The following is a 25,856-nucleotide window of genomic DNA, read 5'->3' as shown; positions in this document are numbered from 1 at the left end:
AGCTCTGCTAAACTATGCAAATCTTGATATTACTGAATGGTTATGAGTTTAAGCACCCTCATTGATGAGCTAAATCCCGAGCAACAACAAGCTGCAATCACTGATTCTCAACATAGTTTGGTGTTGGCTGGAGCAGGCTGCGGTAAAACCAAGACCATTGTTGCTCGCGCTGCATATTTGATTGCACAAGGTGTACCTGCCAATCAAGTACAAATTCTGACTTTTACCCGTCGCGCAGCCAGTGAAATTGTTGCCCGTGTTGAATTGGCATTGGGTGCAGAGGCCAAAGGATTGCGTGCTTCGACTTTTCATACTTTTTGTATGTTCTTATTACGACGTATCCCACAAGCTTTTGGTCTGCAACAGTTTTCGATTATTGATCGTGATGATCAACTGATGATGTTCCGACTGATTCGCGGTAAAGATGACAAGAAAAATGCGAATACGCTGCCGAAACCGCAGCAACTGTGTGATGTGTACTCTTTTGCGCGTAATACGCGACAGAAACTCAGTCTTGCCCTTGAAAAACAACTACCAGAATTTTTAGATGAGCATGAGGCGATTAAACAAGTCATGCAGGACTATGAGCAGCGTAAACGCGAACGCAGCTTTTTAGACTATGACGATATTTTGGCAATTGTTGCAACGGCATTGGTAAAATCGACGGAGTTGGTCAATTACGTTGCATCGATTTGCAAACATATGTTGGTCGATGAAATGCAAGATACCAATCCCTTGCAGTGGGCTTTACTAGAACCTTTAAAAGATCAGGTTAGTCTGTTTTGTGTTGGTGATGATGCACAATCCATTTATGCATTCCGTGGTGCAGACTTTGAAAATATTCACCATTTTAAAGAACGCGTGCCCAATGCGCAGATCTTTAAACTTGAAAAAAACTATCGTTCTACCCAAGAGATTTTAGATTTATCCAATTGGTTGTTAGATCAAAGTGCGATTACATATGACAAGCATTTGCAAGCCTATCGGGGAGATGGGGTTGTGCCGAAAATCCATGTTTTTTCGAATGAATTTGAGGAAGCAGCTTGGGTCGCACAAGACTTAAAACGTCGCCACCAGTTAGGTGATGCATGGCAAGATCATATGGTGTTGGTGCGTTCTGCCTTCGCAGCGCGGCATGTTGAGGCTGCGTGCATTCAATCAAATATTCCTTATCGTTTTATCGGTGGGATGAAACTATTAGAAACCGCACATGTTAAAGATTTGCTCAGTCTGCTGCGGGTGATTGCCAATCCATTAGATGATATTGCTTGGATGCGTTTTCTAACCCTGTGGCAAGGTGTTGGTGATGTCGGTGCCAGTAAGTTGGCAGTGCAATTGTTGCAATCACCAGAAATTGATCCGATTACTGAAAAACTGGAAAAGTTTGGACGCATACCAGACAACACCATTCTAATTATGAAACAAATGGCGGTGTTACGTCATGAGGTGTCAGCCTGTGTTGCCTTGGCGATAGAAGCTTTAACCGAACAACTGGCAGAGAACTATGCCAAAAAAGACTGGTCTAAGCGACTCAATGATTTTGATCTGGTCAAGCAATTGGCAGCCAAACATAGTCAACTGAGTGAGTTTTTAGAAGAGTATGTGCTTGATCCTGTTTCAATTAGTGAGATTGAACGCGCGTCGGAGCAAGATGTGGTGACCTTGATTACCATTCACTCAGCCAAAGGAACTGAACAAAAAGTTTGTTATGTACCGAACTTGACGCCTGGGCAATACCCGAATGCGCGAGCACAAGGTGATTTCGCTGAAGTTGAAGAGGAACGTCGGGTTTTATATGTTGCTTTAACACGTGCGCAAAATGAATTGATCATCACCAAGCAAAATTTAAGTCAATGGGCACAAGAAAAATATGATGAACAAGGTCGTTTTATTGAGACCTATTTCTTCAATGATTTGCCATCGAGTCTATGTCGCACAGAAAGCCATCAACAGCCGCAACGACGCTCATCTTATCCACGTCGAAATGAAGATGAATTTGATGGAATTGACCTCGATTATGGCTTAGATTTCAATTAAATTTAGCTGAGCATATCCACCAAGCGCGACACAGTATATGATGTGTTTTTGCTGTAATTGTCCATTGAAGGTTGTCAAATGAAAATTTTAATCCGTAATTTAGAACGCTCAGTTCCTGAAGATGAGCTTTTGGCACTGTTTACACCTTTTGGGCAAGTTGAATCGTGCACGATTGTCATGGACAAAGAAACTGGAAAATCAAAAGGTTTTGGCTTTGTTGAAATGACCAATCCGCGTGAAGCGATTAAAGCAATTAAAGGTTTAAACACGCTTAAAGTTCGTGGTGTTGGCATGCGTGTAAAAGCTGCTGCAGAGGAATAAGTCGCCTTAGAAAATGAATCAACGCACTGTTTTGATTCATTTTCTTAGCTTGAATTGCACCTTTTTGAATCGTCTGCACCCGTATAGGTTTCCAGTTGCTCTTTTTTTTAAGATCGTGATAAAAGCACTTTGATTTTCGGACAATAGAATTTACTCTAATAGATTCACAGCGGTTGTTCAGTCAGGAAGCTTACTATGTCACGTGTTGCTCGTTATCACGCAGATCGTACCAATCAAAAGTTATATTTCGCACGTCTTTCTTGCCAACAAGCTGAAGCAACTGAACACATTCAACAAGCACAGGCTGCTCGTGAAGCTGCCGTATTTCATTTACATGGTGCAATGTTGGCATTTTTACAAGAACTAGTACGCTATTATCGTTTAGCTGATCCAACGCCAACATTCAAATCAATTGAAGAACTGATGGCTGCAAAAGGGCAGATTTCACCTGAAGTTAGCATCTTACAAAAACTGGCCAAAGATGGCTTTATTGCAGAACTCAAGCGTGCTTATCGTCTGTGTCAGTATGCGCCAGAGCCAAGTACCCATGAGCCTGAACAAGAAACCTCTTCCAATCTAATTATTAAAGTGACACAAACCCCGCAAGCATGGTTGCCAGACCTTAAAATCTTGCGTGAATGGCACCGAGATTTAACCCAACTCATTGATGGATTTCGCAATGAAATGGTTGAGTTCTAATTTGTTTGTTATTTGACTTGAAATGTTTTAACGTGGTCCCGATATATCTTTTTACGCATCACAAATGACATCCTGTTTTTTGTGCCATGTTCAGCATGGAGGATTTATGTCTATAGAACAGTTAAAAGAATTATTTGGTAGTCAGGAAGTCATTCTTGAATTGGTTCAATTAGAAGGCGGTGAACTGGCATTACGTAATGCTGGATCTGAAACGGACCCTTTGGTGACTATTCAGTTTAATCATGAAATCAAGGCGATCCTTGGCGATCAAACGCCGATGGTTGCACAGCAAATGATTCAAGCCGCTTTATTAGGGCTCATGGAAAAACAAAGTAATCAATTGCACGCTGAAGTCATCGACGAAACTCCACAATATCTAAGTTAATCAGAAAGCTTCCAGTTTGGAAGCGACTCAACTTGGTGTTTCGAAGAGCTCAATAACAAAACTAATCTAGGGAGCGTATGCAATGCAGCGACTCCCTTTGTTTTGTATAACAATTTAAAACGACATAAAAACTTAATTTACAAAGCTATTGTTAATATTTTCTTATTAAGTTTTAGGGTGGTTTAATTCAACTTCCTAATATGCATTTTTGTAAATAATTCTTACATTCTGAATGGCCTAAATCATCATGTAAATTGATGATCAAGATAAAACTATCAATTTACATGATATGGTTGCGACCTTGCTGTGAATTTAAGCTTTCTGAGATAGAAAGTGAAATGAATAATCTAAATAGAAATTCTTTATAAAATTCACATGCTTATTTATAGCATCCTCATTTAAAGATCATATCTGTTCTAAAAATTAGGTTCATTTTTACGCTTAAGCGACAACAGGAGAATGCTGAGCCTTGCAATACGAGCGGATGTTTGATCGACAGGAGCAAGTTTGTAGAACTCAAAACTAATGGAGATAGTCATGACGAGAATTGCAATTATTGGTGCTGGACCAAGTGGTATGGCACAACTAAGAGCTTTCCAATCAGCAAAGGCCAAAGGTCTGCAAGTTCCAGAAATTGTATGTTTTGAAAAACAAAACGATTGGGGCGGATTATGGAATTACACTTGGCGCACAGGTGTAGATCAACATGGAGAACCTGTACATGGAAGTATGTATCGCTATCTTTGGTCTAATGGACCAAAGGAAGCACTAGAATTTGCTGATTATTCATTTGATGAACACTTTCAGCAACCGATCGCCTCTTACCCGCCACGTGCTGTGCTGTGGGATTATATTCAAGGCCGTGTCGAAAAAGCCGAAGTGAGAGATCAAGTGCGGTTCAATACCGCAGTTAAACAGGTCGACTATGACGCGGCGACACAGCAGTTTACCTTGCATGCCAGTGATTACAAAACTGATCATAGCTATGCGGAACAATTTGATTATGTTGTCGTCGCATCGGGGCATTTTTCAACCCCTCGGGTACCCGAGTTTCAAGGTTTTAGCCGCTTTAACGGCCGCATTTTACATGCACATGATTTTCGTGATGCTGTTGAATTTAAAGATAAAATTGTGCTTATCGTCGGGAGTAGTTATTCGGCAGAAGACATTGGTTCACAATGTTATAAATACGGCGCCAAACAGATCTATAGCTGCTATCGCAGCCAACCGATGGGCTTTGATTGGCCGGAAAACTGGTGTGAAAAACAGCAGCTATTGCGGGTCGATGAGCAACGGGCTTATTTTGCAGATGGGACATCTGCAGAAGTGGATGCCATTATTTTATGCACCGGTTATTTGCATCATTTTCCCTTTATGCCTGAAAACCTAACTTTAAAAACGGATAACTGTTTGTATCCTTTAGGTTTATATAAAGGTGTTGTATGGGAAGACAATCCACGTTTATTTTATCTTGGTATGCAAGATCAGTGGTATACCTTCAATATGTTTGATGCACAAGCATGGTATGTGCGCGATATTATTTTAGGCAAAAAATCTGTACCGAGTCTGACGAAAATGCAGCAAGATACAGCTTACTGGCATGCACAAGCACAAGCGCTGACACACGCTGAGCAATTGGTTGAGTTTCAAGGTGAATACATTAAAGGTCTGATTGAACAAACCGACTATCCGAGCATTGATATCGATGCGGTTAATCAGATTTTTATACAGTGGATGGATGACAAACGCGAAGATATTATGAATTTTAGAAATAAAGTTCATCGCTCTGTTATGACGGGGACGTTGGCAAGAAAACACCATACTCCTTGGTTGGATGCTTTAGATGATTCATTGGAAGGTTATTTAAAACAGCCAAAGCCAACACAATCACAGCAGGTTAAGCGATCACAACTGAAATCACAGCGGCCTAAAATGAGCGAATACAGATAATTTGATCTAAAGCGATCGAATGTTATATGCAACCGAGTGATGTAGATCACTCGGTTTTTGGTTATTAAGCTCAATTAAACAGATAAGAGGATAGAGCCAAACTGCTGACGTAAATCTTTTTTCAGTATTTTACCTGTGCCGCCAATTGGCATCGTTTCTACAAAAATTGCACGATCAGGGATTTGCCATTTTGCGATTTTATTGTTGTAATGCGCTAAAATTTCAGACGCTTTAAGTTGACTGCCAGTACGTTGTTTTACAATTAATACTGGTCGTTCATCCCATTTCGGATGGATTGCGGCAATGACTGCAGCAGCTTCAACATCAGGGTGACTCATTGCAATATTTTCGAGTTCAACCGATGAAATCCATTCCCCTCCAGATTTAATTAAATCTTTGGCGCGGTCTGCAATATTCAAATAACCATCTTGATCCAAGGTCGCAATATCACCAGTATCAAACCAAGCATCGCTGGTTAGCGCAGTTTTATCCGCACCAAAATAGGTGTTAACGATCCAATGCCCTTGAATTTGTAGATGTCCGGTGGTTTTGCCATCGCGTTGCACTTCATTTACGCCATTTTCACTATCACAGATGCGCAGTGATATGCCAAAGGGTGGACGACCTTGTGCGAAGCGCAGCTTAAATTGTTCGGCTTCAGCTAAGTCATAATGCTTGGCTTTGAGTTGGTTAACCACACCCAATGGACTGGTTTCGGTCATGCCCCACGCATGCAGGGTTTCACATTGATGTACATCTCTAAAGGCTTCCATCATCGATTGTGGGCAAGCTGCACCACCAACCACATTGCGTTCTAGACTGTCCAAGCGACTGTTTAACTGCTGTGCTGCACTGAGTAAGCCTTGCCAAATGGTGGGTACACCTAAGGCCATACTGACTTTATATTGATCAATCAAATGGACTAAGCTGGCACCATCAAGCATTGGACCTGGCAACACCAAGCTACATCCGACCATTGCTGCGGCATAGGGTGTACCCCACGCATTGACATGGAACATTGGTACAACTGGCAGGATGGTGTCGTGTGCAGAGAGATTAAAGGAATCTGGCAGACTAATCGCATAACTGTGTAATACGGTTGAGCGATGGCTGTACAGTACGCCTTTGGGATTACCCGTAGTACCAGAGGTATAACACAATGAGCTGGCAGTATTTTCTTCAAATTCTGGCCATGCAAAGTTCACTGATTGTGCCTGAATTAAGGCATCATAAAATTTCACATCAGGAATTGCTGCACTGACGATTGCATCATCAGCATCAAGACAAATGAAATGCTCAACCTTGGTTAGGGAGGCTTTAATTTGGCTGATGATCGGGACGAAGGTTTTATCAAAAATCAGGACTTTGTCATCGGCATCATTAATAATGTAAATCAGTTGTTCTGGAAAAAGTCGTGGATTAATGGTGTGACAGATGAAACCGCTACCAGAAATTGCATACCAAGACTCTAGATGACGATGGTTATTCCACGCAATGGTGGCCACACGATCACTCAAAGTTAAGCCAAATGATTGTAGAACATTCGCAAAGCGTTTTGCGTTTTGTGCAACCTGAGCCCAATTGCTCTGGGTTATGCTTCCATCGGTATTTTTGGAGATAATAGATGTATCTCCGTGATAAGTTTCAGCATGTTGGATTAGATTGCTAATCAAAAGCGGCTGGAACATCATGTTTCCATTCATTGAAATATCCTTAACGTACGATGACAATAAAACCTGAATTAAATTTTGAGTGATGCGATAAATTCATTGCGATTTTTATACGCTAAAGCTATAAGTTTTGTTTTTTTTAGGTTTGTCTTTTAGTCACTTGTATTTGTCATTAAGACACTAAGTGGCTACGGCACTTATGTTTTTGCATTAGATTTGGTTTAAATGACAGTTGAGGTACGTGAAATTTTCGTAAAGGCTCACAAAACGCGCCCAAAATCCACGCAAATACTGACTTAAATAAATTGTCGACGCCAACGGCCAGGGGCAATGCCATACCAACGCTTAAATGCGCGGGTAAAGTTGGCTTGATCGTCATAGCCCAATTGATTGGCGACATCGATGATCAAATTTTTTTTGTTTTCTAAGAGTTTAATCGATTTACTTTTTCGGGTATGGTCGAGTAAGGACTCAAAATTGGTTTGATATTCATTTAAGTAACGATAAAGCGTAAAGCGATGAATTGAAAAACTTTCAGCCACACGTTCAATATTACACATGCCATGTGGCAAGAGTTCTTCAATGATCTTACAGACTTGGGCTTTTAGATCGATGCTTTTATTGGGTTGTAATTCAGCCAAATGCCCGCGGAGAAAATGGTCTAATTGATTGTCGTGTCCGCTGCGGATCTGATCCAATTGTGCTTGAGGAAATAACATTTCGCATTGGGATTGCCCGAACCAAACGGGGCAACGAAAAAAAGATTCATAGAGGTGGGCTGAGGCTGGTTTGGGATAGGAAATCCGGACCAAGGTCGGTCGCCAAGATTTGCCCATGATCAGTTCCATAATGGTGACCATGGCAACCAAATAAGCGGTTTGAAATTGTTCTTTACTCGGAATATTCGCTTCGATTGAGATACGAATCCCTGCATAACCCTGATCTTCATTTAAAATCAGGTGCATACCTCGGTACCATAAGGCACTGTACTGAAAGAGACTTTGCATTGCATCACGCAGCGTTGCTGCATTAAGTACTAAAAAACGCAGTGGACCAATGTTGGTGAGGGAGGCATTTTTCCCAACCAATAAGCCGAGATGATCACAGCCGGTTAAGCGCTGGGCGGCTTCATACAGCTCGCCATGTACCTTAAAGGACATTGGCATGAGGGTATGTTCTAAATCTTCCTGACGAATGCCAAACTGACTGAATAAAATCCAAGGATCAAACCCTTGTTCTTCTAGAAATTTTTTGAGAAAGGACAGCACCCCAATCGGGATTGATTTTTCTTGGATTGCTAAATTGTGATGCTTCATCTCAATTCCTTTTACGATGATGAGGTATCTGGGATAGGGGGATACAAGTTTGCTGTAATCGTGCTATCTCGATTTTAAGTCCTTTTAGATATGTGCATGCTGGCAGTATTACTGTGTTGACGTATCGCAGCGTGATCGGAGCATGATGCTCTATTATGCGTACCGTATGATCTCTAGACTATTGATATAGCTTATATAGCATAAAACATGAATGTTACTGCTTTATGCTATATATTTTTTACCTTGAGCTGGATTAAAAATTAACTTTAAATGCCAAAGAAGCAAAGTCACGATCATCTATCACACTGAATTCATTTGAACCAAAATAGTTATAGTAGGTGAACTCAGTGGTATATTTTTTGTTATAGGTTGCAGACAAGGCTGCACCTAATGCCATTTGTCCCTGTTGGAAATTTGGCCCATAGCCATGAATATCATGACGGAAGGTGAGACTAGGGGTAATCACTGTGCCTGCAAACACATCATCGTAGCTGAGAGCACCACGCAAACGATAACCGAAAGACCATGCACTGAAGAATCCATCTTTCGAATTACAGTATTTTTCATTCATACGGTCAACTTGTTCATTGGTCAGGTTGCCTGCACCATAAGCCGTACATTTAAATGCACCCGTTTCTGGATTATAAGCCCCGGTGGTTAGTTCACTTCGACCAAAGGCACTGCTACGCCCATAACGTTGATCGCCAATATTGGCAATGTGATTTACCGCAAATTCACCCGACCATAATAGAGACGTTGCACCGAGAATATTGGAAATGCTATCGCTTGCTCCAATTGAGAATTGGGTGAATGGTAGGCGTTTATAACCGGTGGCAAGTTCACCAAATCCAAGCGTTTCTCCTGGAGGAGCAAAAGGGGTATCTGGAAACAATACTTGATAAAAAACAATATCCGAGCCGTTGACTTGCATCGGTTGATTGGGCTTGTGGGTTAATTCACTAAAAAATGTGGTGCTGCCTTTTTTAACGCTTAAGCTCAGCCCATACATCTTAATGTTTTCAACATAGACCGCATAATAGTTCCCTGTATTGTAGTTGGCAGGGCCCAGTGCAGTCACGGTTGTGGCATCAAAGTTGGCATATCGGTTGTGATAATTTGCATAATAAATCCCAAGTTCGGCATTATTTAAGCTGGGGAGAATTTGTTTGAGTGCAAGCCCATATTGACCACTGTCTTTGGCCAGACGAGTATCCACACGAGGAATATAACTGTGTGCTTTCATTGCTGAATCTGAGGTTTTGTCGCCAACACCAGCCTGAACCATTGGACCACAGCCTTCTGGCACCAAATCGGTAATCGCAAAAAAAGTTCCACAGCCATCGACCACTGACGGTCTAAACTTGAACTGATAAAACCCTTCGATACTGAGGTTTTCATTAATGCCCGCATTAAAAGAGAACATTTCAACTGGAATAATTCGTTCCTTTGCCTCTCCACCTGGACGATTCATTGCAGCAAGATCAAATGCGCTTACAGCGTTGAGACCATTTTGCATAAATTGAGATTTGCCCCAATTTAAGCTGTGTTTACCGAGCTTGGCATTGAAGGACTGACCATTTGGCAGATCAAAATTTTTCCAAATATAGGCATCCCAAAGATCGATTCCCTTAAATTTGGCCAGCCGCGGCCAGTCGGAATCATCAAAGGTTTTAAACTCACCATTGCCAGTTTCGTAGGCATGGTCATACCAATACTTGGTACTAAGGACCGCACCTTGCTTTTTACCATTTAACTTAAATTCAGTTAAGCCTTTGACAATTTGAGAAATATTATCGTGTTTACTGAAGTTCATACGACCATCATCGCCATTAACATCGAGGCTGCTCCCGACTTTACCAATGGCCGCTGCATCGGGCTTAAACAGTAACGATTCAGCAGGGTCTTGCATGCTCCAACTCGCCCCAAAACTTAAACTGGTATTGGTTTCAAGCGTCCAGTCTTGATTCAAATCAAAACTGCTGGCAGCAAAGCTTGTAGTAGATAATACCAAACAGCCTAAAGTACCGACGATTTGAATGAAAAAGTTATTGTTTTCAGCTTTGTACACGCGTGCGTATTTATTCACCATATCATCTCCGTATAGATATGATTTATTTTGATTACCTCCTGAGATCAGGAGGCGCTTGGGGATTTGTAGATTAAGATTTTTGAATGGCTTTCTGTTCGTTGAGCAATCGGGCAGGCATCGCAACCAAGATGGTGATTGCACCGATGATCAGTAATAGTCCAATGACCGCGAAGGCGAGATAGATACTGCCGGTTTGGGTTTTAATCGCACCGACCAGCGCAGGACTAATTGCGGCTGAAAGGCTGCCCATGACATTAATCCATGCAATGCCTAAGGCTGCGGCTGTCAGTGATAAATAGGCGGGGGGAATGGTCCAAAAAATCGTTGCAGCAGAGAAACATGCACCACCACCGATGGTTAATAACAATACTGAAAGAACTAAGTCATGCTGTGCAAATCCGAGCAAGATAAAACTTAAGGCACCAATACCCATGGTTAAGGCCAAATGCCAGCGGCGTTCCAGATGTTTATCTGAACTACGGCAAAGTAAATACATGGAAATCAAGGCACAAATAAATGGCAGACTTGAAATCAAACCGATGTGTTGAATATTTTTGACCCCAAATTCTTGAATCAAGGTCGGCAGCCAATAGGTAATGGTATTGGTGGCAGAGTAAATGCACAGGAACACCACCCCCATCAAATGAATGCGCGGGTCTAAGAACACTTGTTTAAAAGCACTGGCACTTTTCTGAGCTTTAGCAGTGGCATTTTCTTGCTGTAAGCTGTTTAGAACAATGTGTTTTTCACGTTCTGTGAGCCATTTGGCTTGCGCAGGTTGATCGACCAGCCAAAACCAAGTGAATATGCCCAAGAGCACCGCTGGAATACCTTCGATGACGAAAAGGACTTGCCAATCTTTGAGGCCCATCCAACCATCAAAAGTAGTCATAATCCACGTGGCTAAAGGACCATTGATAATGCCTGCAATCAATCCTGCCATAAGGAAAATAGAGGTCACACGACCACGTAAAAAACTTGGAAACCAATAACTGAGATATAAAATTACCCCAGGAACAAAGCCTGCTTCAGCCACACCGATTAAAAAACGAAAAACATAAAAACTGGTGGTGCTTTCAACGGTACTCATCAATATGGTGAGCACACCCCACAGCAGCATAATCCGGGTGAGTGTGGCACGGGTTCCGACCCTTTTTAAATACATGTTGCTCGGGATTTCAAAGATTAAGTATCCAATAAAAAACAAGGATGTCCCGATGCCATAAGCGGCATCACTTAATAAAAGATCTTCTGACATGCGGAGTTTTGCAAAAGAGATATTGATTCGGTCAACGATATTCAGCAGATACGCAAAGAATATAAAAGGCACGATTCTGAACATCACTTTTTGAAAGGTCTGATCTTGCTCCTCAGCGGTAATCGGATGTTGCTCAGCAGATATGCGTTCTGGATCTAAACTCACATGAATCTCCTCATGTTTGTGCTTTAAATTTCCCTATCGTCATGATGACTTGAAGGTGCTTTGGATCGGTTTAGAGATTGGCTGAGTTGTTACTCAGCGGATTCATCTAAGGCTTGTTCAAGCATTGGAACGCCCAGTTCGCATGCTTCGATACCTTGTAAGCTCACAATTTTCAAGACTTCTAAAATTTGCTCACGGCTGGCACCCAATGCCAGTGCAGCCTGGATATGTCGCCGTGTACCATGTGCCCACATGTGGGTGATGCTGGCATCGCCTGCAATACATAGCAATTCGATCCAAAGCGTAGGTAAAATTCCATTTTTCCATGTCGCGGTTGCCATGCTAAGGAAATTTTCTAAATAGCTCGGGTCCCAACGATAGAGTGTTTCCCAAAGTGGATTAAAGTTACCTTGCGCGCGCATTTCGTCACATACCGGTGTCTCGATCTGTGTATTGAGATGATTTGGTGCGGTTTCTTGCTCAAGTACGCCAGCAGCAGCCAACTCGTCTTCTAAAATTGGAACGCCAAGCGCACAGGCATGGATGCCGATGACGCTTGCGAGTTTAAACACCTCTAAAATTTCATCACGACTCGCCCCAATTCTTAATGCATCACGGATATGGCGTTGTGTGCCGACGGCATGCAAATGGGTTGCAGTCACATCGATACATAAACGAATCAGGGCAATTAACTTTGGTTCAAGCACATTATTTAATTGGCTGTCTTGCACCAATGTCATGAAGGTTTCAGTCCAGGTCGGTGCCCATTTGGCCATAGCATCAAAGGATGCATCGAGTAGTCCTGCTGCGCGTAATGCATTGTAGTTCGGTGTGTTTTCCACTTGTACCTGTCCTTGAAAATTTAAATGCTAATGCCGCCATTGGGGCTAATCACTTGGCCCACTAAATAGTGCTCACCGCTTAAGTACAGAACGGTGCCTGCATATTCTTCAAGCGTACCAAAGCGACCTGCAGGCACACTTTGCCAAAGTCGATTACAGGACTCTTCACCGACATGGTCGAGATAGGCATTAAATTGAGGGGTAGCAACGCCACCTGGTGCCATGGCATTGACAAAGATATTGGCGCCAGCAACTTCATAGGCAACGGATTTGGTAAATGCAATCACTGCACCTTTGGTTGCCGAGTAGGCTGGACTATGTGCACTTTTACTGGACATACCTGCAATCGAACTGATATTGACGATGCGGCCTGATTGTTGTTTTTGCATGAGTTTTAAGGCTTCACGGGTGCAATAGAACACGCCATGTACATTGACACCCCAGAAACGTTCCCATTCTGCATCGGTTATCTCACTGGTAAAAGCCAATGAACGGCGAGGTTCTGGAAGGGCATTGTAGTCATATAAAGTGGTGCGGCGTTGCATATCAAGTGGTGTGGTTGGGGTGATGGCGGCATTGTTGACCAACACATCTAACCTGCCATAGCGTTGAATCAATTGCTCAAACATCGCACTGACTTGTGCACTTGAGGAAACATCGCATTGTACGGCCAGACACTCAGCACCATGCTGTGCTACAACTTTTTCAGCTTCAGCTAAATTGTCTAAATTGATATCGCAAATCACCAGTTTTGCTCGGGCTTTGGCAAAGGCTTCAGCGCATGCTTTACCCAGTCCAGGTCCAACACCGGTTACTAATACAATTTTTCCATGAAAATCCATATCTTATCTTCCATTGTTTTTGAAGGGGCAAAGCATTGTTTTGCAATCAACCTTGCGATGCTATTTTTATTTATGCATGACGAAACAGCGTAAAATCGGATTGCTCCAATTGATGCTGAGTTGGCGTATTGCCAGTCATGGCAGATTTTTTAGTGGGTTTACTCAAAGGTGCGCAGCTGAAAAAATGCATCTGTTTTCTCCGCATTCATACGTTGTTTTGGGCGCCTTCCGTTGGCGCTTTAAACAAAGTACTCGCTCATCTCGGTATATTTTTGTCTTCTAGTCACAGAAAACTGTCATTTAGTCACTCTTCCTTGTTAATTTTTTGACAATGAGATGTATTGCAAGTACAGCGGGGAGGAGGGGCTTGTGAACGCTATTTAACTCAATTTGGATCTAAAACACATATATGTAAAAAAGCCTTGGATCATCCAAGGCTTGGTGTTTATGGCAAGTGTACGAGATTACTTTTCTTCAAAAATAGTCGATAACGGCACTGCTAATTTTGCGGCTAAATAGTCATCACTGTCGATGAGGGCAGGACCGATTTTTTGCATCCAGAAGTCATCACTGTGAACATTGGCGACATCTTCACGGCGTGGTAGTGGATAAGGCAATGATTTGTAAAAAGTCCAGAAATCAACTTCAGACAAATTACGCACCAAGACAAATTTATTGTCATCGGTACATTTAATAAAGTTTTGCTTTTGCAATATTTCAGCATAATGCGGCCAGCGACCAACCTCTTCACGACCAAGGACTTCAAGGGTTTCAAGGTCGGATACGCTTTCACCATTCTTCTGTTTGCGATAAAACAGTTGCAGTAAATCGAGGAGCACAATCACTGGATGACGGGTTTTATCTTTGCCCGAGCTAAAGGCGGTCAGTGCATAGCTAATTTCGACACCGAGTAAGATAATATTCCATGACAAGTAAATCCACAGTAGAAAAATTGGAACGGCAGCAAAGGCACCATAAATAATTTCATAGCTGGTGAAGTTCGACATCACATAGCCGAATAGATTTTTAAGTAAGTCAAAAATAGTGGCACTAAATAAACCAGCAATTAGTGCTGCTTTGGCTGGGACACTTCGATTGGGAATGGTCCAGTACAAAATAAAGAAGCCTAAAATCGTCAATAAAAATGAGATTGCGCCAAATAGAAAGGCACCATCCACTTCATAACCACCGAAATAGCCACCAAAATTACTATTAATGATATTCATTGATGCGACGGCTGATGAAATGGCAAAGGCACTACCCAGTAAAATCGGACCAAGTGAAATAATGGTCCAATAGCGCATAAAGCCAATAAGGCCACCGCGGGTTTCACGGACGCGCCAAATCCGATTGAATGCGGTTTCGATACTGGTCAGCATGAGCACGGTGGTCACAAAGAGAAATAAAATACCAATCACCGTGAGGTTACTGGATTTTGACGTAAAGGCATTGAGCGCCTTATCGAATGCAATTGTGGTTTTAGGGAGAAAGTTACTATAAATCAGTTGTTGTAATTGTTGGCGTGCCGGCTCTAGTGCTTTAATCGAGGAGATAATCACCAGAAAAACGGTCAGCATCGGCACCACAGCAAATAGCGTGGTATAGGTGAGTGAACTGGCTTGCTCACGACAACGGTCCGTTTCAAAGCGCTTCAATACAAATAAAATAAATTGAAACCATGTTTTGTCATAAAACGGAAGTTTTCTTAAGTATTTTTCTAGCATGCAAATTTCATCTCGATTCTTTATTCAAATTCTTACACTTTCAAAAGTTAGCTTAAATCAAAAAAGAAGAAAACTATCGTATAGTGAACTTTTCCACTTAGTCTATCAAAAATATGGCAGCTTACATTTTAGTTTTGTATTACAGCAAATATGGTTCAGTCAAACAAATGGCAGAATTGATTGCAAGTGGCGTGGAGTCAACAGGCATGGCGGTGAAAATACGCACCGTGCCCAACATCACCACTGTGGTCAAAGAAGCAGCAGCAAGCATTCCGGAAGAAGGAGACCTGTACTGTAGTTTAGAAGACTTAGCCAATTGTGCAGGGCTGGCGCTTGGGTCTCCAACACGCTTTGGCAATATGGCCAGTGAGATGAAATATTTTTGGGATCAAACCACTAGCCTTTGGCTAAATGGCGCTTTGCATGATAAGCCAGCCTGCGTATTTACTGCTTCTGGTTCAATGCATGGTGGGCAAGAAAGTACCTTGTTGAGTATGCTGCCACCTTTGTTTCATCATGGCATGATGATCATGGGGCTAAGTAATCAACACGCGGCATTGTCTAACACCAAAACTGGTGGAACCCCTTATGGTGCAAGTCATGTCAGTGGCCCACGTCATGAACAAATGCTTAGTCCAGATGAAAAACTATTGTGTGAAGCACAAGGCAAGCGCTTAGCAGACATAGCATTGAAGCTAAAGTCCGTTTAAGAAAGAGCGTTTTGAATGCTGATGTGGTTATTTAAGATTCACCATATTTTATAACGATGCGTTGAATGTATACAGCGCATCGTATGATTTACATCGTTGAATTAAATACATTACAGGGAATATCGACATGGCTCTACATCAATACTCACTCAAGGTGCAATGGGAAGGGAATCGGGGTTCTGGAACTTCGTCTTATCAGGCGTATAAACGTGATTTTACAGTTCAGCATCCCAATAAAACCGAGATTCTCGGGTCTGCTGACCCCGCTTATTTGGGGGACGTCTCACGTTGGAGTCCAGAGGATTTGATGGTGGCCGCAGCTTCAGCCTGTCATAAGCTTTGGTATTTACATTTATGTGCAGTCAATAAAATCATTGTACTGAGTTATGTTGATCAAGCGATTGGATATATGGAGGATGTTGACCCCAAAAAAAGAGGCCATATCACTCAAATTATTTTAAGACCGCACGTCGAGTTGAGTGCTGAAAGTGATCAGCCCTTGGCAGCAGCTTTACATGAAAAAGCACATCATGAATGTATGATTGCCAACTCCGTTAATTTTCCGATTATTTGTGAAGCAAGCTTTAGCGTGACAGCAGCAAAATAAAAGCTGTGATCATATGGTTTGAGGCGATGTGATCACAGCGCTAACGTTTAAGCTTGCGTTTTAAGGCGTATGCTCAGACGGTGCAAGTGGGATAATTTGTGGCTGAGTATCTGCTTTTTGAGGTGTTGACGTGGTTGGTCGCGTTGATGACGGTGCTGACAAGCTTGCAGCGGCAGGTTTTGGCATGCGTGGAGTAAATTCTTTAAAATCAGCTTTTCGGATTTTGGCATGAATCCCCTTAGTTTTATCAACCACTTGTGAAACCTCAAAGTCGGTGGCAGCACTTAGGTAGGCGTATGCCAATGCTTCATCAATACCGTATTCTGCATTTAAAAAACGAATGGCTTCTCGTGTTGACTTTTTCATGGCTTCATCGAGATCAGGATCAAGTCCGGGGGTAATCCAAAACTGTGATGTTTCTCCAAGTGGTTGCGTTAGGGTCTGACTGGGGACTTTGTCTTTGCCTGCTTTTAATAAGGTGAATTTAAAGGTAGCGCGTGCAGAGCCTTCGAGTGCAGTTAAAGCGACCTCGCCATTGCCCTGAACAAAATGGCTATCTCCGGTATAAAACAGTGCACCGGGCACCAAGACTGGAAAATAAACGGTGGCACCTGTGCCGAGTTCATTGATGTCAATATTGCCACCAAAATGTGCAGGTGGTACGGAATGGACTGGCTTTGAAGTGTCATCCGCCACGCCCATGATGCCCATAAATGGTTTCAGTGGAAAACGGATTGCGTTGCCTGATGCGGTTTGAATGACGCCTTCATATTGGCCTTTGCTATTTTTTTCAATTGGGGTAAATACCGAGACATTGCCATAGGATTCAGGTTGTTGAGGGCTAGGTTGTTTACTGGCAGGCGTTTTCGGGAATTCATTTGGAAGTGCACCTTTGCCATGTCGATTTGAAATTACGCCATAAGGCACCCGAGGTTCAATTTTTAAAATCTCAACTTTAAGCACATCTCCCGGCATAGCATCTTGAATGGCAACCGGCCCTGTGACGATGTGTGGACCATCTTTTTCGAAATCATGCTTAAGTTCAGATTGTGTGATCAATTGAGCTTCTGCTAAAACCTGTTCTTCAGGCACGCCCTTGGATTTAAAATATTGCGCTGCATTACGACCCTGATCTTCGAGTAGACCTTCATGCGAAATGGTATCAAAAGTCACATAACTTCCTGAGGGAACGGTCAGTAGATGTTTGGCATCTCGATTGGGTAAATAACCCCATTGAATGGTGTCTAGGGTAGAGGGCACATAATAATTGTCTTTATAGGGACCTTCATGTAGTTGACCAGGTTGGTCTTTGATTTGTTTGAGGATTTGAAATGGCTCTGCAGATGCCATGGTCAGGCTAGTGGTTAGTAGAGTGAGGGTGTACGCTATTTTTTTTATCATGCTCTATCCTGTCAGATCAAAACTTTTAAAGCTCAAATTGAGCAAAATATATGCCAATTTTATTCTTATTCATTCCTGATTTTATTGGTGGTTATCGTTGCTTGCTCCTATAATACATGGTCAATAAAGTGAATCTTCATTTTTCGGATCAAAGTGCTTGCGTTGTTGCTTTGAACATTAATAAACAGCTTTTGTATCTGATTAAAAACAACTAGGAATATTATGAACTACTCTTCTGCTTTACTTTGTGCGGTGGCTGCTTTTTCTTTAAGTGCTTGTTCTACGACAGAAACTTCAAAAACAATTCAGAGTCCGCAAGTGGTTGCAGCAACCTCAGCGGTTCAATATCAAGGTCCGAAAACCCCAGTTTCGATTGGTAAATTTGATAACCGTTCGAGCTATATGCGCGGTATTTTTTCAGACAATGTTGATCGTTTAGGTGGTCAAGCCAAAACCATTTTAGAAACGCATTTGCAGCAAACAGGATATTTCTCTGTACTGAACCGAGATAATTTGTCTGAGTTACAACAAGAAGCGGGTTATACCAAAACCACCCAAGCGATTAAGGGGGCGCGTTATGTGATTACTGGTGATGTTTCAGAATTTGGTCGCAAGGAAGTTGGAGATCATCAGTTATTCGGTATTTTAGGCCGCGGCAAACAACAAGTGGCATATGCCAAAGTGAATTTGAATGTGGTCGATGTGCGTAGCTCAGAAGTGGTGCATTCAGTACAAGGTGCGGGTGAATATAGCTTAAGCGCACGTGAAGTATTGGGCTTTGGTTCAACGGCCTCTTATGATTCAACGCTAAATGGCAAAGTATTAGACTTGGCTGTGCGTGAAGCCGTCAATAATTTGGTCAATGATATTCAAAGCAAGCGCTGGTCTGCTCAATAATTGGAGATTATGTTTCCATGAAAAATATTGTAGCAGCCCTGTGTGTGGCGTTGGCTTTGGTGGGTTGTACAACACCTTCTTCATCGCTCTATAGCTGGGGATCTTATCCTCAGCAAAACTATTTAATGTATAGCCAGCCAGAAAAGGCATCTCCGGCTGCTCAGATTTTAAAGCTTGAGGCTGAAATTGAACGAGCAAAAGGCAAAAATCTGGCAGTGCCACCGGGATTGTATGCGCATCTGGGCTTGATGTATTTTCAAGAAAACCAACCTGCCCAAGCCGCGGAATACTTTCAACTGGAGCGTCAGGTCTATCCTGAGTCGACAGTCATGATGGATCGGTTATTGAAAAAAATGAACGTGTCAGCAGGGCAAGCCAAATGAAGATCAATCTGGGTTTAATTGCAATTTTGGCTGTTTCGAGTCTGATGCTGGGGGGCTGTGCATCGACGATGGTAAAACCGGAAAGAGATTCATCGGTTTATCGGAGTCATATGCCAAAATCGATTTTGGTGCTTCCACCGATTAATGACTCACCTGATGTCAAAGCCACTTATAGTTATTGGCCGACAGTCACAGTTCCTGTGGCAGAGGCGGGCTATTATGTTTTTCCAATGGCTTTGGTCGATAATATGTTCCGTGAAAATGGGGTAACCAATGGGGCAGACGCACAATCCATTGCACCACAAAAACTGCATGAAATTTTTGGTGCAGATGCTGGCTTATATATTCGAATTAAAGATTATGGTTCGAAGTATCAAATTATTCAAAGTGTTGCAACTGTGGCAGTTGAAGCAAAACTGGTTGATTTGAGAACAGGTGAATTACTTTGGTCTGGAGAGAAAAAAATCTCTCAATCAAGTGATGATGGCAACAGTGGTTTACTGGGGGCGATGATTAGTGCCGTAGTTCAGCAGGTGTCGAGTAGCTTAAATGACAATGCGTATCCCATTGCGAATTCAGTGAGTGCGGTCTTATTTAGTCCTAATCCACAGGGTGCGGGGTTGTTATACGGGCCACGTTCTCCACATTTTCAACAGCAGGCAGCGGGTAATCAATAGCAGACTTTCTCAGCCTAAATCAGAAAAACAAAAGCCTCGAATCAATCGAGGCTTTTGTTTGGTTACATTCAAATTAAATGTAAGTCCTAATATTTGATTGGTTATTCTTTTACAAACTCAACCACGCCTGTATCTAAAGATTTAACCCGTGCCAAAGATTCAACGCGGTAGCCTTTTTCTAGCAATAAATCACGACCAGGTTGGAATGATTTTTCAATCACGATACCAATACCCACCACTTCAGCATTGGCTTGATGAATCAGATCTGCCAGACCAAGTGCTGCTTGACCATTGGCCAAAAAGTCATCAATCACTAATGCTTTATCATTTGAGTTGATATGTTTGTTGGAAATCGCAATGGTGCTTTCAGTTTGTTTGGTAAAAGAAAAAACTTTAGAACGATATAAGTCATCTTTTAGAGTCAGCGATTGATATTTACGTGCGAAAATCACTGGTACGCCTAGCTCTAGTCCAGCCATCACTGCGGGTGCAATGCCTGAAGCTTCAATGGTAATGATCTTGGTAATGCCTGCATCTTTAAAACGACGCGCAAACTCTTGACCGATGAGCTGCATAAGCACTGGATCAATTTGATGGTTTAGGAAAGAGTCGACTTTAAGAACTTGATCAGAGAGAACGATACCTTCTGCTAAGATTTTCTGTTCGAGTGCATGCACGGTTAGAATCCTCAAGGGTCAGGTGCTTTAAAAAGCAAAAGCGTATTTTAAAAAGCACCCGGAAAAATGCAAGCCGTATTTGCCTTAAAGTAGCAAATTACATCAATTTTTGTAATTTGTGAGCAATAAACCATAGGAAGTCTTGCCATCTTGGTGACTCATCTTCACTGGAAGGTAGTCTAACTTCGGTGCTAACCAAAAAATTGAGTTCTTGTCGGCCTTGTCATGCTTGAGTAAAACTTTGACGGTTTCAAAAGTACCATAGCTTGTTTTAATGGTTTCATTGCCCAGTTTGACAAATTGGCGGGTATCTACAGATTTAGCATCGGCAATAAAATATGCGCTTTTTAAACCTGCAGCTTTCAGATCTTCACGCACTTGTAATTCGGCATTAAGTTCATCCAACACACCTGCTTTCCATGGGAAAGAACGGGCTTTATCATCTTTTTGTGTGCTGATGATTTTGGTACTTGGGTTGAAGCTGATATTCAGTTTATTGCTATGGACTAAAATTTTGCTGGTGCGGCTAAAGCTATTGGAACTGATTGCACCATTGCTAAAAGTAAAGCGGCTGGTTTCTGTTGCAGATGCCATTGCCGCAGCTTTGGCTGAAAAGTTGTAGGTCCAATTGTTGCCATTTTGAGTGAGTACGCGGGTTGCGGATCCCATATTTTTGCCGTTATAGGAAAATTGGTAGCTGGCATTGAAGGGGCTCATTGCAAAACTGGTACTTGAGAGACTGCATAGTAACAATACGCTGGCTGAACTTACTGCTAAACCCAATGATTTCAATTGGTAATTTGCCATTGCTAACGATCCTTTGACACGTGTCTGTGGAATAATTTTTTGATTCTACCTTTAAATTGAGAAGAGAATCTGTGTTTTTGGTTAAGACTGTGCACTGACTTAAGTTTAACTTGGCGAGGTTGACCGTCTAAGCCTTCGACTCGATTTTAAGAGCGTTGCTGAGCTGAGATGTCTTGTGAAGATACATTCTGCGTAGCTACATCCTGTGTAGAGATAATCTGTTCTTCTTCAACAATAATGATATCCACGTCTTCTTCTGGTTTAAATGAACTGCCTTTACTCAGTAATGCAGCTAAATTTAGGTTGCCCATTACGATCAACTCGGTTTCACGAAGCTCAGCATGGTTGATATGTACCTTACTTAGAGTGTCGAGCACTGAATCACTTTTTCCAAGCCAACGGTTCAGATCGAGATGCAATAATTCATCTTTGACTTTGAGTACATCATATTTTTCTAAAATGGGGCCAAGTGGGTCACGCTTTAATATTCTTTGATAGAAAAATAGGGCAGCATTGGCAGCAAACTTCATCCATGTTTTTTGAAATCTGGCTTCAATCACTTTGGTTTGGCTAATTTGTTCAAACACGATGAGCTGAGTCGTTTTATTCATTTCCATTTGAAGCAGTTTTAAATCGACCGATAAAACGGCATATAATCCTTTGATCTCAACCGTGGCATACAGTCGTAGCCAATCATCATGCACGTCCGCATGCAAATCTTTCAAGAGATCAACATTGTCTGTGACAAAGCGCTTAAAGGTTGCATTTAGAAAGACTTGAGATACTGCAAAATCGCGTTCTTCTTCGATGAAATCTCCTGCCTTTTGGTACACCTGACGAATTCGTTTAGTGATATTAGAAAGCAAGGTTGACATAAGCATGGGTCCAATTTCATTCAATATAATAAGTCGTTCATTGGTCAATTTAACAAAAGTGATCAAAGAAAATAAGTTCAGCCGAGTTTATCAAAACGGAGATGATCATTTTAATGATTAATGCAAAGTTTGTTTTTTTAAAGGTAGGCCAATTTTGTTGAAAAAAGCCAGATCACCTGAATTTTAAGCAGTATATCGCGCTTTAAGCCTGTTTTGACAGTATTTGCCATGACTGGAGTGAATAATGCACGATTTAATAAGTCGTTATTTTAAACCATGATTTAATCATAGATACTGCAGTTAGTAAAAAGCGACCCCAATATTGCTTGAGGTCGCTTGGTTTTAGTACTTATTTAAAAAACTAAAATTTAGTTTTCTTGAACGGTATATGGGTTTTTTAAACCTAATTTGGCTAAAACTTCGATTTCCAGTGCTTCCATTTCAACCGCATCTGCTTCACTGGTTTCATGGTCATAACCCATCAAGTGCAGCACGCCATGCACCAACATATGACTAAAATGTTCTAACGGTGATTTCTGCTGTTCAAGGGCTTCGGTTAAAACCACGGGAATACAAATCACCAAGTCACCCATTGGCCATGCATCTAACATCTCCAGTACGTCTTCTGGGAGGTCACTTGAAAAAGACAGCACATTGGTTGATTTGTCTTTTTCACGATAGGCAAGGTTTAAGCGCTGGCTTTCATCATGATCAACACACGCAATACCGATTTCACAATCTTGATCGATATCAATATGGCGTAATGTCGTTTCAATAACTTTTTTGAGATAAGGGCGTTTCAGCACCAATTCAGGTGCTTGAAACGTTTGTTGCAAGGATAAACTAAGTTTCAAAATTAAGCCTTATACATGTTTTGAAGAAGGATCTTGGTGCTGCGCATCTGCTGCTTCATCATTGGCACTGATCAACGCTTCTTGACGTGCTTTACGTTCTGCACGGCCTTCAGCAGAAAGTCGATATTGTTCACTGTCCCAGCCTTCATAGGCTTCGACAATTTTTTGTACCAATTGGTGTCGCACGACATCACGTGAATGGAAGCGAGTGATATGAATCTCAGTAACGCCTTCAATGACACGTAAAGCATGTGCTAGCCCTGATTGTTGACCGCGAGGTAAGTCAACCTGGGTAATATCACCCGTAATCACCGCACGCGAGCCGTAGCCCAAGCGGGTCAGAAACATTTTCATTTGTTCTGGAGTGGTATTTTGCGCTTCATCTAAGATCACAAATGCATGATTGAGTGTACGACCGCGCATATAGGCCAGTGGTGCAACTTCAATGATTTGGCGTTCGATCAGTTTGGCAACTTTTTCAAAACCAAGCATTTCATACAATGCATCATAGAGTGGGCGCAAATAAGGATCGATTTTCTGTGAAAGGTCACCAGGTAAAAAACCGAGTTTCTCACCCGCTTCAACTGCTGGTCGAACCAACAGAATCCGTTGAATTTCATTGCGTTCAAGTAAATCAACCGCAGCTGCGACTGCCAGATAGGTTTTACCAGTACCGGCAGGGCCGATACCGAACGAAATATCACTTTGTAGAATACGTTGTACATAGCGCTTTTGGTTGGCGCCACGTGGATTAATACGGCCTTTACGGGTCTGTAACCATACTTCATCTAAACCTGTATGTTCTTGTTCTGGATCAAGTTGAAGTTCGTGGTCGGTTTGACTGCCTTGAATCATAAGATGCAAGGTGTCTGCGCTGATTTGAGGGGAGGTTTCTGCTTCATTGTGTAGGCGTTGTAGCAGGCTTTCCGCCCGCTCAACGGTATCGAGATCCCCATCGAGGTAAAATGCATCACCTCGATGAGAAATTTTGACATCTAATCGTTGTTCTATTTGTTTCAAATGACCATTGTATGCCCCAAGCATACGTTTCAAACGTTCTATCGAAACACCAGGAAATGCTACTGTACGTCGAATCGCTGTAGTCAAGAGATATCCTTTTGGGTTAGTAAGTCTTGTAGACCTACATTACGCCACGTCGGGTTCAAGATTCAAGAGTTCGCCATAAACTAAATTTAAAGTTTTTATTTCAGTAATTTCAATTTCAGCGAAGCGACCGACCCACGTTGGATCACCGATAAAGGTCACCAAACGCGTATTGTCTGCCGTACCCATCAGAATATTCGGGTCTTTGTCTGAAACTTTTTCGACCAATACTCGTTGGATACTGCCTAACATGGCATCAGTTTTTCGAATACTTGATTGTTTAATCCAGTGTTGGACTTTCGAGAGTCGTTCTTTTTTAACGCTTTCTGGAATGCTATCTTCAATCTCAGCGGCTGGCGTACCTGGGCGCTTCGAGTAAATAAAGCTATAAGAGTGGTCGAAGTCTAAATCTTGGATAAACTGATAGGTTTCCGCAAAGTTCTCATCGGTTTCACCAGGGAAGCCAATAATAAAGTCACTTGATAAATGCATATCGGGACGAACTTTACGCAGTTTGGCAATTTTATCGATATAAACATCAATCGTGTGATTGCGTTTCATGGCTTGCAACACATCATTTGAACCACTTTGTACTGGTAAGTGTAGATGTGAAACCATTTGCGGTAAGTCGCGGTAACATTGGATCAGCGCTTCTGAAAACTCTAATGGGTGTGACGTGGTATAGCGTAAACGACCAATCCCAGGAATTTCAGCAACAAGGCGTAGCAACTGATCAAAAGTGCAGATTTCACCATCGAAAGTTTCACCACGATAGCCATTGACGTTTTGCCCCAATAAGCTCACTTCACGTACCCCTTTTTCAGCGAGCACGGCTATTTCAGCCAAAACATCGTCGAGTGGGCGTGAAACTTCTTCACCACGGGTGTAGGGCACTACACAGAAAGAGCAGTATTTTGAACAGCCTTCCATAATTGAAACAAAGGCTTTATAACCTTCAACGCGTGGTTCTGGCAAAAAGTCAAACTTTTCAATATCGGGAAAAGAAATATCAATCAGCTTAATTTTTTCTTTTTTCGGCTTTTCAATTTGATCATGATGTTGATCAAGCATCTGCGGTAAGCGATGTAAGGTTTGTGGGCCAAAGATCATGTCGACATAGGGCGCACGTTTTTGAATGTTGTCGCCTTCTTGTGAGGCAACACAGCCGCCAACGCCAATCACTAAGTCTGGATTTTTTTCTTTCAACTTGCGCCAGCGGCCGAGTTCCGAGAACACTTTTTCTTGTGCTTTTTCACGAATCGAACAAGTGTTCATCAGTAAAATATCTGCGTCACTCGGATCGGTTGTTAAGATATAACCGTGTGAATCACCGAGTAAATCTGCCATGCGGTGACTGTCATACTCATTCATCTGACACCCTTGCGTTTCGATATATAGCTTTTTTACGGCTTCGAAGGCTGGGGTGTGCTGTGGCTGGGAAACAGTGTTTTCTGAAGCAGCTTTGGCAACATTGGGGATGAAGGTTTGAACCGTCATGAAGGCTCCTCGCGCTAAATGTGGTGAGATTGAGTCGACAATTCCGTCAAGCTCAAGTAAACAGGCCAT

The 25,856-nt window shown here is 42.1% G+C and carries 23 protein-coding genes and 1 pseudogene; 10 read left to right on the top strand and 14 right to left on the bottom strand.

All coding sequences use genetic code 11. The features are described 5' to 3' along the window. Window positions 1-42 precede the first annotated feature (42 nt). The 5 genes from FD716_RS14775 to FD716_RS14755 all read left to right on the top strand — a co-directional run bounded on the left by FD716_RS14775 (window position 43) and on the right by FD716_RS14755 (window position 5,392). Window positions 43-2,037, top strand: coding sequence for an ATP-dependent helicase (locus FD716_RS14775; RefSeq protein WP_139853032.1), 1,995 nt, complete (start codon window positions 43-45; stop codon window positions 2,035-2,037). A gap of 78 nt (window positions 2,038-2,115) precedes the next feature. Then, on the top strand, window positions 2,116-2,358 hold the full coding sequence (locus FD716_RS14770; protein ID WP_139853031.1) for an RNA recognition motif domain-containing protein: 243 nt from the start codon (window positions 2,116-2,118) through the stop codon (window positions 2,356-2,358). Between the two features lie 195 nt (window positions 2,359-2,553). After that, the gene (locus FD716_RS14765) at window positions 2,554-3,057 is read left to right on the top strand and encodes a DUF6586 family protein (protein WP_139853030.1); all 504 of its coding nucleotides are present in this window, start codon (window positions 2,554-2,556) and stop codon (window positions 3,055-3,057) included. A 106-nt stretch (window positions 3,058-3,163) separates the two neighbouring features. Then, window positions 3,164-3,442, top strand: a complete 279-nt coding sequence (locus FD716_RS14760) for a hypothetical protein (protein ID WP_139853029.1) — start codon at window positions 3,164-3,166, stop codon at window positions 3,440-3,442. A gap of 537 nt (window positions 3,443-3,979) precedes the next feature. Then, window positions 3,980-5,392 (top strand): NAD(P)-binding domain-containing protein, encoded by a 1,413-nt coding sequence (locus tag FD716_RS14755; protein ID WP_139853028.1) that lies wholly within the window; start codon window positions 3,980-3,982, stop codon window positions 5,390-5,392. A 74-nt stretch (window positions 5,393-5,466) separates the two neighbouring features. Here the strand turns inward: FD716_RS14755 and FD716_RS14750 are convergent, their stop codons facing one another. The 7 genes from FD716_RS14750 to FD716_RS14720 all read right to left on the bottom strand — a co-directional run bounded on the left by FD716_RS14750 (window position 5,467) and on the right by FD716_RS14720 (window position 15,298). Further along, window positions 5,467-7,095 (bottom strand): long-chain fatty acid--CoA ligase, encoded by a 1,629-nt coding sequence (locus tag FD716_RS14750; RefSeq protein ID WP_139853027.1) that lies wholly within the window; start codon window positions 7,093-7,095, stop codon window positions 5,467-5,469. A 263-nt stretch (window positions 7,096-7,358) separates the two neighbouring features. Next, window positions 7,359-8,378: an AraC family transcriptional regulator gene (locus tag FD716_RS14745; protein WP_139853026.1), complete on the bottom strand. Its 1,020-nt coding sequence runs from the start codon at window positions 8,376-8,378 to the stop codon at window positions 7,359-7,361. Between the two features lie 253 nt (window positions 8,379-8,631). Continuing rightward, window positions 8,632-10,467, bottom strand: a complete 1,836-nt coding sequence (locus FD716_RS14740) for a DUF1302 domain-containing protein (protein WP_139853025.1) — start codon at window positions 10,465-10,467, stop codon at window positions 8,632-8,634. 70 nt (window positions 10,468-10,537) lie between these two features. Beyond that, complete coding sequence (locus FD716_RS14735; RefSeq protein ID WP_228714958.1) at window positions 10,538-11,890, bottom strand: MFS transporter; 1,353 nt, start codon at window positions 11,888-11,890, stop codon at window positions 10,538-10,540. Window positions 11,891-11,979: 89 nt separating this feature from the next. Continuing rightward, on the bottom strand, window positions 11,980-12,732 hold the full coding sequence (locus tag FD716_RS14730) for a carboxymuconolactone decarboxylase family protein (RefSeq protein WP_139853024.1): 753 nt from the start codon (window positions 12,730-12,732) through the stop codon (window positions 11,980-11,982). Between the two features lie 20 nt (window positions 12,733-12,752). Further along, the gene (locus FD716_RS14725) at window positions 12,753-13,574 is read right to left on the bottom strand and encodes an SDR family NAD(P)-dependent oxidoreductase (RefSeq protein WP_139853023.1); all 822 of its coding nucleotides are present in this window, start codon (window positions 13,572-13,574) and stop codon (window positions 12,753-12,755) included. 464 nt (window positions 13,575-14,038) lie between these two features. Further along, on the bottom strand, window positions 14,039-15,298 hold the full coding sequence (locus tag FD716_RS14720; protein WP_139853022.1) for a YihY family inner membrane protein: 1,260 nt from the start codon (window positions 15,296-15,298) through the stop codon (window positions 14,039-14,041). A 113-nt stretch (window positions 15,299-15,411) separates the two neighbouring features. On the opposite strand from FD716_RS14720, the gene wrbA reads away from it, so the two are divergent. Further along, complete coding sequence (gene wrbA, locus FD716_RS14715) at window positions 15,412-16,008, top strand: NAD(P)H:quinone oxidoreductase (protein ID WP_139853021.1); 597 nt, start codon at window positions 15,412-15,414, stop codon at window positions 16,006-16,008. A 127-nt stretch (window positions 16,009-16,135) separates the two neighbouring features. Beyond that, complete coding sequence (locus tag FD716_RS14710; protein ID WP_139853020.1) at window positions 16,136-16,615, top strand: OsmC family protein; 480 nt, start codon at window positions 16,136-16,138, stop codon at window positions 16,613-16,615. A 201-nt stretch (window positions 16,616-16,816) separates the two neighbouring features. Here FD716_RS14710 and FD716_RS14705 read toward each other — a convergent pair. Then, window positions 16,817-18,016 (bottom strand): annotated as a pseudogene (locus tag FD716_RS14705) (acetamidase/formamidase family protein); the annotation flags it as partial. Window positions 18,017-18,238: 222 nt separating this feature from the next. Between FD716_RS14705 and FD716_RS14700 the strand changes: the two are divergent. From FD716_RS14700 to FD716_RS14690, 3 genes are read left to right on the top strand one after another with little or no spacing between them, the layout of a single operon-like run. Further along, window positions 18,239-18,913 (top strand): CsgG/HfaB family protein, encoded by a 675-nt coding sequence (locus FD716_RS14700; RefSeq protein WP_139853018.1) that lies wholly within the window; start codon window positions 18,239-18,241, stop codon window positions 18,911-18,913. A gap of 17 nt (window positions 18,914-18,930) precedes the next feature. Continuing rightward, window positions 18,931-19,296 carry a DUF4810 domain-containing protein gene (locus FD716_RS14695; protein ID WP_139853017.1) on the top strand — a complete coding sequence of 122 codons (366 nt, stop codon included), beginning with the start codon at window positions 18,931-18,933 and terminating at the stop codon, window positions 19,294-19,296. Further along, window positions 19,293-19,973 carry a DUF799 domain-containing protein gene (locus FD716_RS14690; protein WP_139853016.1) on the top strand — a complete coding sequence of 227 codons (681 nt, stop codon included), beginning with the start codon at window positions 19,293-19,295 and terminating at the stop codon, window positions 19,971-19,973. The genes FD716_RS14695 and FD716_RS14690 overlap by 4 nt, the downstream gene beginning before the upstream one ends. A 101-nt stretch (window positions 19,974-20,074) precedes the next feature. On the opposite strand, the gene FD716_RS14685 is transcribed toward FD716_RS14690, so the two are convergent. The 6 genes from FD716_RS14685 to miaB form a co-directional block, all read right to left on the bottom strand. Continuing rightward, window positions 20,075-20,650, bottom strand: coding sequence for a xanthine phosphoribosyltransferase (locus FD716_RS14685; RefSeq protein WP_139853015.1), 576 nt, complete (start codon window positions 20,648-20,650; stop codon window positions 20,075-20,077). 102 nt (window positions 20,651-20,752) lie between these two features. Next, window positions 20,753-21,457, bottom strand: a complete 705-nt coding sequence (locus FD716_RS14680; protein ID WP_139853014.1) for a DUF3108 domain-containing protein — start codon at window positions 21,455-21,457, stop codon at window positions 20,753-20,755. A gap of 146 nt (window positions 21,458-21,603) precedes the next feature. Next, on the bottom strand, window positions 21,604-22,332 hold the full coding sequence (locus tag FD716_RS14675) for a hypothetical protein (protein WP_228714957.1): 729 nt from the start codon (window positions 22,330-22,332) through the stop codon (window positions 21,604-21,606). A gap of 368 nt (window positions 22,333-22,700) precedes the next feature. Beyond that, window positions 22,701-23,186, bottom strand: a complete 486-nt coding sequence (ybeY, locus tag FD716_RS14670) for an rRNA maturation RNase YbeY (protein ID WP_139853013.1) — start codon at window positions 23,184-23,186, stop codon at window positions 22,701-22,703. A 9-nt stretch (window positions 23,187-23,195) separates the two neighbouring features. Next, window positions 23,196-24,293: a PhoH family protein gene (locus FD716_RS14665; protein ID WP_139853012.1), complete on the bottom strand. Its 1,098-nt coding sequence runs from the start codon at window positions 24,291-24,293 to the stop codon at window positions 23,196-23,198. Window positions 24,294-24,332: 39 nt separating this feature from the next. Next, window positions 24,333-25,787 carry a tRNA (N6-isopentenyl adenosine(37)-C2)-methylthiotransferase MiaB gene (gene miaB / locus FD716_RS14660; protein WP_139853011.1) on the bottom strand — a complete coding sequence of 485 codons (1,455 nt, stop codon included), beginning with the start codon at window positions 25,785-25,787 and terminating at the stop codon, window positions 24,333-24,335. Window positions 25,788-25,856: the final 69 nt, after the last annotated feature.

It is taken from the genome of Acinetobacter pullicarnis (genome assembly GCF_006352475.1).
GTDB lineage: Bacteria > Pseudomonadota > Gammaproteobacteria > Pseudomonadales > Moraxellaceae > Acinetobacter > Acinetobacter pullicarnis.
The sequence above is the reverse complement of the archived record's forward strand: the minus strand, read 5'-3'. Positions and strand labels throughout refer to the sequence as shown.